Origin of the sequence: Pseudomonas faucium, assembly GCF_021602585.1 — a bacterium.
GTDB lineage: Bacteria > Pseudomonadota > Gammaproteobacteria > Pseudomonadales > Pseudomonadaceae > Aquipseudomonas > Aquipseudomonas faucium.
The window spans coordinates 120,773-133,003 of sequence record NZ_BQIP01000016.1 but is presented as its reverse complement, the minus strand read 5'-3'; the positions used below and the strand labels follow the sequence as shown (position 1 = coordinate 133,003).

Annotated in this window: 19 protein-coding genes; 10 read left to right on the top strand and 9 right to left on the bottom strand. The window is 57.2% G+C overall.

Going from position 1 to position 12,231, the window contains the following annotated elements; genetic code table 11:
- Nucleotide 1: 1 nt before the first annotated feature.
- From L6D75_RS18835 to L6D75_RS18805, 7 genes are all read right to left on the bottom strand, one after another.
- Entirely contained in the window at nucleotides 2-349 is a 348-nt protein-coding gene (locus tag L6D75_RS18835) for a phage holin family protein (RefSeq protein WP_236193761.1), read from the bottom strand.
- Nucleotides 350-553: 204 nt separating this feature from the next.
- Complete coding sequence (locus tag L6D75_RS18830) at nucleotides 554-1,093, bottom strand: hypothetical protein (protein WP_176513465.1); 540 nt, start codon at nucleotides 1,091-1,093, stop codon at nucleotides 554-556.
- A gap of 2 nt (nucleotides 1,094-1,095) precedes the next feature.
- The gene (locus tag L6D75_RS18825; RefSeq protein ID WP_176513467.1) at nucleotides 1,096-1,428 is read right to left on the bottom strand and encodes a hypothetical protein; all 333 of its coding nucleotides are present in this window, start codon (nucleotides 1,426-1,428) and stop codon (nucleotides 1,096-1,098) included.
- Nucleotides 1,425-4,196 (bottom strand): bifunctional DNA primase/polymerase, encoded by a 2,772-nt coding sequence (locus L6D75_RS18820; RefSeq protein ID WP_176513469.1) that lies wholly within the window; start codon nucleotides 4,194-4,196, stop codon nucleotides 1,425-1,427. Before L6D75_RS18820 ends, L6D75_RS18825 begins: the two co-directional genes overlap by 4 nt.
- The gene (locus L6D75_RS18815) at nucleotides 4,193-4,396 is read right to left on the bottom strand and encodes a TraR/DksA C4-type zinc finger protein (RefSeq protein WP_176513471.1); all 204 of its coding nucleotides are present in this window, start codon (nucleotides 4,394-4,396) and stop codon (nucleotides 4,193-4,195) included. Before L6D75_RS18815 ends, L6D75_RS18820 begins: the two co-directional genes overlap by 4 nt.
- A complete protein-coding gene (locus L6D75_RS18810) occupies nucleotides 4,389-4,877 on the bottom strand; it encodes a phage regulatory CII family protein (RefSeq protein WP_176513473.1) in 489 nt (162 codons plus the stop codon). Before L6D75_RS18810 ends, L6D75_RS18815 begins: the two co-directional genes overlap by 8 nt.
- A 225-nt stretch (nucleotides 4,878-5,102) precedes the next feature.
- A complete protein-coding gene (locus tag L6D75_RS18805; protein WP_176513475.1) occupies nucleotides 5,103-5,297 on the bottom strand; it encodes a helix-turn-helix domain-containing protein in 195 nt (64 codons plus the stop codon).
- 92 nt (nucleotides 5,298-5,389) lie between these two features.
- Here L6D75_RS18805 and L6D75_RS18800 point away from each other — a divergent pair, with 92 nt between their 5' ends.
- The 10 genes from L6D75_RS18800 (at nucleotide 5,390) to L6D75_RS18755 (ending at nucleotide 10,624) form a co-directional block, all read left to right on the top strand.
- On the top strand, nucleotides 5,390-6,055 hold the full coding sequence (locus L6D75_RS18800) for a LexA family protein (RefSeq protein ID WP_276574742.1): 666 nt from the start codon (nucleotides 5,390-5,392) through the stop codon (nucleotides 6,053-6,055).
- Between the two features lie 253 nt (nucleotides 6,056-6,308).
- Nucleotides 6,309-6,818, top strand: a complete 510-nt coding sequence (locus L6D75_RS18795) for a hypothetical protein (protein WP_176513476.1) — start codon at nucleotides 6,309-6,311, stop codon at nucleotides 6,816-6,818.
- On the top strand, nucleotides 6,815-7,054 hold the full coding sequence (locus L6D75_RS18790; RefSeq protein WP_176513478.1) for a pyocin activator PrtN family protein: 240 nt from the start codon (nucleotides 6,815-6,817) through the stop codon (nucleotides 7,052-7,054). The genes L6D75_RS18795 and L6D75_RS18790 overlap by 4 nt, the downstream gene beginning before the upstream one ends.
- Before the next feature lie 92 nt (nucleotides 7,055-7,146).
- Nucleotides 7,147-7,665 carry a hypothetical protein gene (locus L6D75_RS18785; RefSeq protein ID WP_176513480.1) on the top strand — a complete coding sequence of 173 codons (519 nt, stop codon included), beginning with the start codon at nucleotides 7,147-7,149 and terminating at the stop codon, nucleotides 7,663-7,665.
- On the top strand, nucleotides 7,662-7,877 hold the full coding sequence (locus tag L6D75_RS18780) for a hypothetical protein (protein ID WP_176513461.1): 216 nt from the start codon (nucleotides 7,662-7,664) through the stop codon (nucleotides 7,875-7,877). The genes L6D75_RS18785 and L6D75_RS18780 overlap by 4 nt, the downstream gene beginning before the upstream one ends.
- Nucleotides 7,874-8,170, top strand: a complete 297-nt coding sequence (locus tag L6D75_RS18775; RefSeq protein WP_236193751.1) for a hypothetical protein — start codon at nucleotides 7,874-7,876, stop codon at nucleotides 8,168-8,170. Before L6D75_RS18780 ends, L6D75_RS18775 begins: the two co-directional genes overlap by 4 nt.
- A gap of 192 nt (nucleotides 8,171-8,362) precedes the next feature.
- Nucleotides 8,363-8,548, top strand: coding sequence for a hypothetical protein (locus L6D75_RS18770; RefSeq protein WP_176513463.1), 186 nt, complete (start codon nucleotides 8,363-8,365; stop codon nucleotides 8,546-8,548).
- The gene (locus L6D75_RS18765; RefSeq protein WP_176513482.1) at nucleotides 8,545-9,129 is read left to right on the top strand and encodes a hypothetical protein; all 585 of its coding nucleotides are present in this window, start codon (nucleotides 8,545-8,547) and stop codon (nucleotides 9,127-9,129) included. The genes L6D75_RS18770 and L6D75_RS18765 overlap by 4 nt, the downstream gene beginning before the upstream one ends.
- A complete protein-coding gene (locus L6D75_RS18760) occupies nucleotides 9,126-9,320 on the top strand; it encodes a hypothetical protein (RefSeq protein ID WP_060495023.1) in 195 nt (64 codons plus the stop codon). The genes L6D75_RS18765 and L6D75_RS18760 overlap by 4 nt, the downstream gene beginning before the upstream one ends.
- Entirely contained in the window at nucleotides 9,290-10,624 is a 1,335-nt protein-coding gene (locus L6D75_RS18755; RefSeq protein ID WP_176513484.1) for a site-specific integrase, read from the top strand. Before L6D75_RS18760 ends, L6D75_RS18755 begins: the two co-directional genes overlap by 31 nt.
- On the opposite strand, the gene L6D75_RS18750 is transcribed toward L6D75_RS18755, so the two are convergent.
- Nucleotides 10,522-11,127 (bottom strand): hypothetical protein, encoded by a 606-nt coding sequence (locus L6D75_RS18750; protein ID WP_176513486.1) that lies wholly within the window; start codon nucleotides 11,125-11,127, stop codon nucleotides 10,522-10,524. The two genes, L6D75_RS18755 and L6D75_RS18750, sit on opposite strands and share 103 nt — an antisense overlap.
- Nucleotides 11,069-12,100 carry a hypothetical protein gene (locus tag L6D75_RS18745; RefSeq protein ID WP_176513488.1) on the bottom strand — a complete coding sequence of 344 codons (1,032 nt, stop codon included), beginning with the start codon at nucleotides 12,098-12,100 and terminating at the stop codon, nucleotides 11,069-11,071. Before L6D75_RS18745 ends, L6D75_RS18750 begins: the two co-directional genes overlap by 59 nt.
- Nucleotides 12,101-12,231: the final 131 nt, after the last annotated feature.

Below are 12,231 nucleotides of genomic sequence, written 5' to 3'. Positions count from 1 at the left end.
GTCACTGCCCCGCGTCGCCACTGGCCGGCGGCACCTGCTCGACGCCCAGCCGCTTGGCGGCCCAGCGCTCGTACAGGCCAATCGCAACATCAGCACCGGCAGTTGCAGTCAAGCAACCAAAGGCAGCGGCCGCCCAGATCGACGCCCCGGCCGAGTAAAGCAGCATGATGGTTGCCATACCGCAAACCACACATGCTCCGGACCGCAGGGCAATGCGTCGGACCAAAGCCCAGCCGCGAGCACCCGCCCGATCCGCACGCCACATTTCACCCGACACTCCGCCGACCAGGGACAGCACAATCACCATCCAGATCGGCATCTCGACTAACGCTTGTTGCTCGCTGTTCATGTAAGCCTCATTGGCAAAGCACGGCGCCGGAAAAAGAAAACCCCGCCAGTTGGCAGGGTTCTCGATGCACCGACTGGTCGGGGCGGGTTGCACAGCACAGTGCTTGTTGGGTCAGCGCCTAAGCGCACTTTTCACATCGTGGTGACTTTTTACAGGTCACCGGAAAAACCGAAAAGGGGCTGTTTTCGGTTATCCGCTTCGGCGCTACTTCGGCGCACCTTCGGCGCACGCTCGGCGCATAGTGACCCGACGAACGGTTTGCTGCCTGACCCGCCCAGCGCGGGCCGCGAGAATGGCAAACACCTGCAGATGCAGGGCTTTAACCCAGTTGCGATAGGTGCGATCAGCATCTTCCGCCAGCCCAACCACCCTCATTTGCTCCCGAATAGTGAAGCCCAGTAAGTAGCGCATCTCTGCCAGCTTGGCCAACGTCTCCCCCCGCTTGTCTCGCCTCCCCAGTTGGATGACAGCAGCATCTACTTCCGCTGCTGAGTGATCCATACCAGCACCGGCAACCAGAATGCGATGACCCGACACGCCACCGCGAGGCGCAGCCCCCTTCCATTCCATGATCGTCCCCATCTGGCTACCCAGACTCGCCTTAAGCCCAACCAGGCGGCGCTGTTCTCCCCAGTGGCGCATCAGTTCGCCCACCAGGCGCAGGCGCTCGGCGGGGTCAATAAGCTCTGCCATATCGATCTGGTGCTGCGTGACCCGCAGTAGGAGACCCACTTCCTGATCCATGCTCATCGCCATACCCCCCAAACCTGCACCCAACACACATTTCCAAAACCCGACACAAACCCAACACAAGTAAAACCCAATGAAATCAATTGATTAGATGAACTTGTGTTGAGTGTGTTGGGTTTGTTGGGTTTATTTTTTTTCGCATAGAGTTTTTTTTCTTCACTGATGGCAGTGCAAAAAATTACGCGCACGCGCGCGCGCGCGGACAAACCCAACACACCCAACACACCACCCGTGCAAACCAATGATTTCGGGCAATCCGACTGTGTTGGGTAGACCAATCCAACCCGACACAAGCCCAACACACCCAACACACAAATAGAGGTAGTCATGCCGCGAGCACCCTCTTCACGTGGTCCCAGCCATCAACGTTCCAGCCAGCCAGCTTCGCCCTGGCACGCCACTCGACGACGTTCTTGCCCAGCTCGGCCGACTTCATGGATGGGGGCAGGGAAGGATCACCATCGTCAGGAAAGAAGAACGCGGCGAACCGCCGGTTGTTGCCATCGGTCCAGGGAATCGCTCGGGTCTTCTCCACCTTCGCGCTGAGCATCAGCGAGAACTTCGTCTGGCTCATCACGCCTTCCCGGTTGTGCGAGCACCACTCGGCGAACATGGCGTAAACATCGCTTGTCAGCGCGCATCCCCACAGGCCGTGCCCCAACTCACCGGCACGCCACAGATAGAAGAAGGTCTGCCAAGCAGTGCGGCTCAACTCAACCAGGCGCTGGCGAGCCTCGGTTTTGGGCGGCCGCGTGCGCTGGTTGAATTCCCCCAACTCGACATCAAGCAGCCAGCCGTACAAGGCAGCCACTCCACCGTTCGCCAGCTCCCGGCTGATCGCCTTCTGGCGCTCCGGCGGCAGCGTCTCAAGAGGCCACATCACCAGCATCCGTCGGTCGTCTTCGCTGATCGGCCACGGCATGATCTCGTTGCTGAGAAACGCCGAGTTCATATGGTTGGCCTCTTCCCAGCCGTTGATGAACTTCGACTCCATGCGCACCGTCTTGCCGGTGATCATGTGTTTGATCTTGCCGACCTGGTTGTAACGCTGGTCGCGGCTGACAACCTCTTCAAACACTGCCCACAGCTTGCGGCTCTGCCAGGCGTTGAAACTGCCTTCCAACTGGGTCTGCCCGACCGTCGCGCCATACTGGCCATACAGCTCGCCCATTACGTCCGCGAACATGAGGCTTTTGCCTGAGCCCTCCATGGTGGAGTGAAACAGGATCGCCGTGTCCATCTTCGCGCCCATGTGCTGCAGCGGGTAGGCGAGCCACTTGACGAGCCATTCCAGCGCCTCCGCGTCGTGGTTGCACAGGAATGAGATCAGCCAGCGCAGGTTCTCGCAGGCCGCGTCATCACGCACAGGTTCGAGCGGCAAACCCTCAAACGTGTTGATATAGATGGCCGGATCTTTGGTCATGGTCGGATCGAACACAATGTGATCCACGTCGACAACACGGCGATCCTGGCTGTTCAGCCACCATTTGTATTCGTCACCCAAGGCCATCTTGACCGCGCCTTCAGGGATACGGCGCTTCTTCTCCCGATCCCAGACATCCTTGGTGCCGTCGATGTAGACGTACCGCTCAATGGGATCCAGCTTCAGGGCGCCGCCCTTCTTAGCCCCCAATCTTTTAAGCTGCTCCAGCTCTTTCACTTGGTCGAGCGACATCAGCTTTTTGTCTGTCCGCTCCATCCACTGCTTGGCGAGCGGCTTGCCTACCAGCGCCTCGAACCCGGCACGCTTCATCGACTGGCCTTTGTCGAGATCCCACACGTTAGTGGAGCCCTCGACCAGGGCGAATCGGCGCATGGCACTCTTCAGCACCAGACCATCCGCCCCCTCCCCCCCGGAGGCCGAGGAGGCGGCCGAGCTGGGGGATTCGACGTCCGAGGGGGCGTGGTGAAGGTGCTCGATATCACTTTCCACGACTGCCACCTGCTCGGCCAGCTCGACCACCGATGGGGTACGGGGAAGCTCGCCCAATGGCGGCGGCGCCGGCGGACGAGACTTCGCGTCTATACCAAGGATTCGAGCAGCCGCTCTGGTCGCAGCCTTCTGGTCGCCATCGTGCATCAAGATGCAGAACACATCGAATGCATCATTCTTGTGTCCGTTGGCCAGCGGATCAGAGGTGTGGTGCGAGTAGAGCTTGCCTTCCGTGATCGTCACACCTGGCGCCCCAGAGCTGCTGTGCGGGCTCAACCACTTTCCGTCGATGTGCTTGTAACCATGCGCCTCAATAATCGTGGCAATGTCATGGATGCGATTGAACTCAGGGATTACCTCGGGCAGCCGGTCACCAGATCGTGCTGCAGCTGGTGATGGCTTGACGGCTGGACGAGCCGCCACCGCAGGCGTCGGCACCTTTGGCTTCCAAGGGCAAACCGCTTCCCCCTTGGGCTTGAATGCATCCCAGCCCCGCCAGATGGCCAACAAGTCGGCCGGCAACTCGGGCAAGCCTTCAGCAGTCGGTGGGGTACGCCACGTGTAGGGCTTGCCAGTACCTGGGTGAATTGAAGGCGGCAAAACGTCCTGCACCAGACCGCCCCTCAGCTCGAAAACCGTAACTTTCTTGAAGGGTTCAGCCGCCATGCGAAAAGCTGCCTCTCGGGCGGCATCGCCATCGTCCATGGCAGCCTTCACTTGCACCATGAGCCCTTTGTAGATGGTGCCATCAGGGTCGTTCTTGTTTGGCCAAACCAGGGCGTGGCGACTCAGCTCCACCCCCTCAGGAACGCGAAACATCACGCGAAACCGTTCAGGGTTGCCTACAGAGGTCGGATACGCGTCAGCGAGTGCGTCGACATTGAGCCCCAAAGTTTGCTCCAGGACCTGCCGGGTCAGCTCGACGTCATCAACGTCCAGCGAACAGACACGACTTGGCCCGAGCACAACACCGAGGTTGTGGTTCGGGCTCGCGGTCCAGAACGCCTCGGCCTTCGATGCGTCCGTGAAGTAGCCACCAGGCTTGTTCCAGCCGGCACCCTTCGGCCCCTTCTCACCTGGCTCAATCGGAACCAAGGCGAGATCGAAGGCTTCAATGTACCGCCGCGCCCAATCAGCTGTGGTAGAGGTTGGGCGCTCGCTCATCTGCGGCGCTCCCGCAGTTCCTGGCAGCTGATGCAAGTCTCGCACCCCGCCACCAGCTGCTGCCGCTCCTCCGGGATAGGTTCATCGCAATCTTCGCAGAACTCCGCGCTCGGCTTATTCGCTGGGCGAACGCGGCGCTGAAGCGCCACCTGCAGGTGGTAGTCGGCCTGGTCATTGGCCACATCGATCACATCAGCCATGAGCTTCGTCCTCCATGGCCTGACGGGCACCCGCCATGATGGCCAGCACCTGGCGGATCACATCCATGCCGCGCTGCTCAAGGTCGAGCACTTCGGCAGTCGTCCACACGTTGTCAGCGGCGCCCTCGTGCAAGGTACCGACAAACTCGCTCGACTCCTCAAGTAGCTTCGCTACCGCCTGCAGCGCTTCATTGGTCGCTGGGACTGGCTCCGGTCGGTACCACACTGCACCTGCCGGACGGACAAGCGCATCAAGCAGCCGAGAATCAGCAGTCCAACGGACGATCTCTTCAATCTCGTCCGGGCTGGGCCAGCGACGCTCTTCGGTGGGGTGAAGCTTTTTCTGCAGGGCATCCACGTCCATGACCATATCGAAGGCCAGCTTGGTGATGCCACCGTGATAGTCGCGACCAGCGCGATAGAGCGCCTGCCGCAATGCGAGGACCGGACCAGCGTCCGGCAATAGATCAACGCGACTCATAACCGTAAATCCTCGGTTTACGGTGTAGTCACAGGGCTTTGTACATCCTATCCTGTGAATACGACCGGTGTGTTGTGCTTTGCGTGCTGTGCGGGCATTTCACGCGGTTCTAGTCATCCGGCGATTCTTGTGGTGAGAGGCAACCGGATGGCGGGTCAACGGCGCATTGCGCCGAGCTCGCTGAGCTGGGGGATCTTGTGGTGAGAGGCCCCGGCTCAGCAGTCCTTACTTATGTTGCTTGTCAGCAACCTTCTTTTGCTCGTCATAGAACAGCTCAATAGCCTTGCCCACCTCATAGCGGACGGCTGCGCCTTTTGTGGCTCGATAGATAGTTGGCTGCGTAACGCCAACTCGATCTGCAATCGCACGTTGCGAAAACCCCAGATCGATCAGCTTTTGAAGCATCTCTTGAATGGTCATTGCACCCACCGATGCGTTATCGAATTGGAATGATAATACCCAAACGAATTAATCAGAGCAATACAATTCCGATACGTAAACGAATCAGAGCAATGGCCGTGATAGGAAAGCGCGTAGCACAGCGAATGCATGAACTGGAGTGGTCCGAAGGGGAGTTAGGAAGACGCTCAGGGGTACCGCAGCCGACCATCCACCGCATCCTTACCGGCACTTCGGCAAGCCCACGCCAGGCAAACGTAGAGAAGCTGGCGAAAGCCCTGGGTGTGACCAGCGAGTGGCTTTGGAAAGGCGGTGAATCACCTGACTTCGCCACCGGCCCGAACTCCAACATCGAACCAGGTCCACGCATTCGCGGTTTCGTCCCGCTGATTTCTTGGGTGCAGGCGGGAGCTTGGTGTGAAATGCAAGATGTGCTCGAACTGCAGGACGTAGAAAACTGGTTACCTTGCGCGGTATCGCATAGCAGCGCGACCTTTGCGCTGAGGGTGCGAGGCCTTTCGATGCACAACCCGCACGAGAGACGATCGTTCCTTGATGGCGACATCATTTTTGTCGATCCGAACAAGGATTACGAAAACGGATCGTTGGTCATCGCCAAGCTCGCTGATAGCAAGGAAGCGACGTTCAAACAATTGGTTCTAGAGGGGTCGCGGAGGTTTTTGAAGCCGCTAAACCCATCTTGGCCTGATCCCATTATCGAACTACCTGAAGACGCATCGATCTGTGGAGTCGTGGTCTCCAAGCTGGAAATCTTCTAACCATTGCTCATACAATCAATACGAAGAGGTATTGACCGTCTAAATTCGTTTGAGTATTGTCTGGACCGCCACCCTCTCACCACTGAGGTCCAGAAATGCCAACTGCACAGCTCAACAGTGGGTGCAAGGTCTACTTGCACCCAACCATCTGCACCCGCCCCTCGACCGTTGAAGCCTTTCAACGCTCTACCGGGCTCCGCCTGGTGGTCTCCCCTGCCGGTCATGTCCGTGCTATCCCCAATGGGGGTGAGGCATGAACGAGTTCACCATCAATCTGCGTCGAGTGATGCTCCTGGAGGGCACGCTGGAGCACGGCGGCAGCGTCAATTGCCCTCTGCGTCGCCCTGAAACCGTCGTCGACGCCCACATCCAGGTGGAAAACGACGACCGTGATCATCATCTGAAGGTCCGCTTTGGTCCATTTACTGGCTCGATCACCCTGCGCCGTGGCGATTCGACCAAATACATGTCCCTGCGCGACTTTCTGCAGGATGTGGCCAATGGCCGGACTGAGTCCGGCCAACAGATCCAGCGCGCTATTGCCCTGATGGACGCGCTGGACTACGTGAGCCAGGTACTGCCGGAAGGCTTGCATGCCTACATCACTCCCACAACTGACGAGCACCATCCCTTCGGCACCGTTGTGACTAACGACCAAGGCGAGGTCCTCGCGACGGCTTACGGCAGCTGCAAAAGCACGCTTGCTGAAGCAGTGCGTACCAAGTTCGGCCAGCTCCCCGTGGGGAGTGGGGAGCACCCATGACCGATACCCTTGGGCAGCTGCGCAAGCAGTGGACCACACCCTGCCCGACTTTGACTGCAGTGCGGGAGCATTACTTCCCGCACATCAAGACAGACCGTCGGTTCAGGGAGTTGATCAACGCCGGAAAAATCGGGCTGAAGCCTACAAAGCTGCACCACTCAGCCCGAGCGCAGTACGTGATTTACCTGCATGACCTCGCCGACTACCTCGACACGAAAGCGAAACAGACGGCATAGCAGAGGTGGCCCCGGCCACCAGGGGCAACGCATCCAGCACCAGGCCAGACACCACACCATCGGCCGGTGCTGGGCACTAAGGAGCACAGCACATGCAACCGCACCAATACGTTCTTGCGATGGGAGTTCTCTGGGTCGCCACACTCGCAATCGCACCTTTCCTGTTCGGCATGGCGCGAACTCGCGCCTACAACAACGGCAAGCTTGATGGTTTCACCTGCCGCCAAGAGATGTACGCCTCTCAGCTCGATGCAGCACGGCACCAGCTCAATGAACTGCGCGAAACACTCGACTCTGACGTTAAACAGCGAGCGGATGAGGACCTTAAACATGCTCGGCAGCTGGAGGCTTTGAAGAATCGCTCAGCTGAGCTCGAGGCACGGATTATGTCCTACACAGGATTGCCGGTTACTCGTTCGGACTATGAAGAGATGCTGGGCGTTGCTGAGATGTTGCGCCTGACCCAGCGCACATTGAATGTTTTGAAATCTCATCACCAAGCAGGCCGAGCTGGGTCTCAGGCAGAAGCTATCGATGAGCTGGCCAAGCGAATACACGCCCATCTGCGCAGCACCCCGGCCAGCGCAGCAACTGTGGGAGCCGCAGCATGACGGCCTCCCAGCAGATCATTGTTTCGGGAGCTCAACAGCAGGCCCTCCCCTTCCAACATGAACTCTATGTCGACCTTTTCGCAGGCGCTGGCGGGGCGAGCAGCGGCGGCGCCCGCGCCTATCGCGCCCCTGACGTGGCTGACGAGGCCGAGGACCTGATCGCTGCTAATGCGAAAGACCTTATTGAGCTTTACCAGTGGGAGGCCGCATGAGCACATTCCAACATCTCTGGGATTGCGTCGACCCCTACGACGGCGGGCTCCACGTCTGCAATAAGTGCAAGCGCTGCGTCCAAGGCGACAGACCCAAAGCCAACGACTGCACTGTGTCTGACGCGGAGCATCACGCCGTCGCGTGGCTCGGCCTGGCCGGGCTCTACCGCACTCGGCTTGACGCCGTGCGCAACTTTGAACAGTCCGTCACGCCGATTTCCGCCGACCAGCTTTTCGAGCTTGCAAGCAGGCAGACACTCAGCCAGCTCAACGAGGACCGCCAACGTGGCTAACTCAACACGTACCTGGCAGCTGTTCAGCCTTGCGCTCGCCATGGCGCTGATCGCTGCCCTGGTCGAACTGCATCGCAGCAGAGCCGGCCAAAGCCCCGCGACCGGAACGTTACCGACAGTGGACAGCGGCACAAACCTTGGGCACCTGGCCCTCAGCCCAAACGCCCGACGCCCCCATGAGAGGTATTCGCTGTGATCAACACATCGACCTACTCCCCGACCACCCGCACGCGCAAGGGCATGCAGCCGATGCTTCGCCCCGCCATGTCGTTTATCTGCGACATCTGCGGTAAGGCTCGCGTCAAGGGCAACCACGACCTGTGCTCCAAGACTCGCCAGGCAGCAGGCTTCATCATCATGCGAGGGCGCAAATCTTGAACGCCGACCCAAGAGACCTGTTCGTCAGCCTCAACCCCGTCGGACTGGACGAGCGCGAGCTGGTGAAGGACAGCACCGGCTTCGCCGACATGCGTACGCATAACGACTATCTGTTGTTCTTGGCTGGCTACAAAGCAGCCACGGTGGATGGCGAGGATCGCGAGTTTCAGCGCCACCGCCCGATGAATGCCGAGGGCTGCAAGCCCGAGACCGACATCCTACTCTCCGGCATGCCCTGCATGGGCGCTGCGGTCGGACGCCACCTCAACAAAGCGGCGGGCTGCAAGCCCGACCTCAACATCAATCACGTTGAGTCGGCCACTCCGACTACCACCAGTAAGATCGCGTCAGCTGAAAACGAACTGACGATGGCCCAAGTCGGCCTGCTCGCGGCAGTCAGGGCAGCCGATCCAGTCGGCAGCCGCCTACGAGTCCGAGTTGGACACAATACCACCGAGGTAGTTGTTAAAGGTCACATCGCCGCGTGGTGGTCACGCCCTGGCTACATAGAAGCGACCAACCCGAAGACAGGGAAATCACGCACCTTTCATCACGGTGCCATTATCGAGACACTGCGATGAGCACGCCACGCTGGGTACTAATCAACCGGGCCGCTGAGCTGACCGGCTACTCCGAAGACGCCATTCGCCACAAGGTGAAGAACGGGACCTGGGCACAGGGCCGGATCTGGCGAAAAGCCCCAGACGGCCGCATCACCATCAATATCGCAGAGTATGACAAGTGGGCCGAGAGCGCATCACAAGTGGCCTAGAGGCCGAGCTAGCTAAGCACACTGGCATCGAGATACACGGCGGCAACTTGCGGATCGTCTTCATGTGGCGCCGCATCCGCTGCCGTGAGTCCCTTGGCCTGCCGGTGACCAAAGCCAACATCAAACATGCCGCCCTACTCAGGGCGGCAATTCTTCATGAGATCAAGACCAATACCTTCGAGTACGGGCGACACTTCCCGAACTCGAAGCATGCCGGGAACTACAGCAGCGCAAAGGACGAGCGCCTGGAGGCACTGGCAGAACGCTACAAACCGCTGAAGGCCGTCGACATCACCCCTATGACCGAGGAGAAATACGCATACGCCATCGACATATGCGTCGAGCTGGTGGGAAAGGATCGATTGGCAGGCATCCTTCTGCCCGAGGATATCCACCTACTCCGGGCGCGACTGATCGAGACTCGCGCCCCATCGACCGCCAACCATTACTTGGCCACCTTCGCCGGCTTCCTCACCTGGTGCGAGAGCAACAAGTACTGCGTGGCCGGGCTCTCTGCTGCGTGCACACGCTTTGCCATGAGCGAGAAAGAGCCGGATCCACTAACGCACGAGGAGTTCGACCTGATCGTCACGAAAGGCTGTTTGCATCCTCAAGATGTGGCGGCAACCACGCTTGCCGTCTACACCGGACTGCGCCCAGGCGAACTCTGCGCGCTGGCCGTGGAAGACATCGACTTACAGACGGGGAAGATCGAAGTAACCAGGGCGATCACCGCCGACGGCACATTCAAACTTCCCAAGACAGGTAAGCCCCGCACAGTGCTGTTAATGGAGCCCGCGATCGAGGCCTGCAGAACCCTGATAGCCATCGTGACCAAGCACCCAAAGCGGGACATCCGCGTTTACCACAACCGGCACGAATGGCGAGACGAGTCGGTCACCCCGCTCCTGTCGCCAAGCACCCAGGCACGGAAAAAGGTCATCAACGAGTGGTTCGTCTCAACTGCCTGGAATACTAAATGGGCAGGGATTCAGCGCCGTGCCGGTATCCGACCAAGGCGCCCGTACCAGACGCGGCACACCTACGCTTGCTGGTGCCTAACTGCCCGAGGAAACCTTGCGTTCATCGCGAAGCAGATGGGGCACAAGGACTTCACAATGCTGGTAGAGGTCTATGCCAAATGGATGGATGACGAATCACCGAACGAGCTAGCACGGATCTGGGAAGAGCTGCAAAACAATCAATCCTGCAAAGCTTTCAAAAGCTCTTCAGTTTTTTTATCAACCTCGCCGACCACCTTCTCTTCAGAATCAGCGATGAGATTGTTGAGTGCAAAAGAATGAACATCATAAATCTGAAAAGGAAGCAACAACACTCTGTAACAACCCAACCCAAAGAAACCTGAAGACAAAACCACAAGAGCTGTGGAATTCAAAAACCCACTTTTCACTTTCAGGGATATCATTGTGAGAACACAAAACAACAAACACATCAAAAAGGCAAACAATGTATTTATTTGCGACATCAGCATGTATCTGGTCTTATGCGCATAGAGCAGAGTTTGCTCATGGGTCATCTTAGTCAAAAACTGACTACGCCCAGAAAATAGCATCGCAGTGATAACAAAGCCCATAATAACGCCACTGAATGCAATAACTGCATTCAGTAGGTTATCATCAACAAACGGAGCACCGAAATAGCCCAACGCCCCGCCAATCCCCAAGATTACTAGATGCCATAAAAGGTAAGCAAAATTATTTGACCCAGATGCGGCAATCTCACCAAGCTCATCCCTTATTAGCTTCGCGTTTCTGACTTCTTCGGGTATTAGGAATAAAAATTTCATTATCCGCCAGCGCTCCAGAGTCGTCCAAAATCCTTTTCCCGTCTGATCCGGGCTTCCTTAACTCATCCAGATAGAACACCATTTTCCTTTTCAGTTCACTTCTATCTGGATTTTTGCCACCGATATCATTAACGTGGACAAGCTTCTTAATTTTGAATTTAGACATACCCCTGATGGAAGAACCATCTCCGAGATGGATTATAGCACTTTCGATTTCATCCTGCTCTTGCGCTTCCTCGTAGGCTTTCATTACCTTTTCTTTCGGAAGCTTGTCCTTCGAGGACCATCCAACTGTCAACACCCCACTGGATGGAATATAACCTCGAACGCTAGAAAGAGCTCCTAACAATGCACTATCGCTATTTGGATCCACTGAACTCACACCGATAGTAAAACCTACTGCTCCACCAGCGCGCTCGATTTCCTTTGACAGATCTTTCGTGACCGCATCTGTGAAGAAAAAATTCCCCCTGCGCCCCACTGTTGACTTACGAGCCATCCGATTCAGGTACCGCTGAATATTATTAACGCCACCTGTACTGCGAGTACTCTCAACAATTGCAGCATGCCCAAACACCAGAACATGCGCTATGTTAATGAATTCTCTTTTTGCCTCACCACCCTCTTTTTCTGAAGGGACTACAATCGAGTCAACAACAGCATTTGTCAAAGTCGGATCTGGCGTAAGCATTTGAGGTATTAATCCAGGCTCATAGGACCAAATCTCAAAAATGCAAGAGTTGTCAGAAAGCTTTTTATAGTTATTAAAAAAGGTGCACAGATCGGGAATAAACCCCTCTGTTGTTGTCACTCCCGTCGCATCAGTCCTGTCACCCACGGTAGGGTAGAGATTAGCCAATTCTTCCATCAGCCATGACAGGGTCCGATCATTGTCGTCCTTCAAAGTCGAGAACTTAATTGGCTTCAACTGCAATGTGCGGCTAATAGTCTTTTTTTGGGCTTCGGTAGCCATGTTATGTTCCTTCACTTCAACGCACTGCCGCTACAGCCTTGTGGCGAGCCAAAGATCGAGCCGCGAGCAGAAAATTCCGGCATCATAGCCGGGCAACGTTCGCTTTGACGAGCACTTTGATGGCACACGAT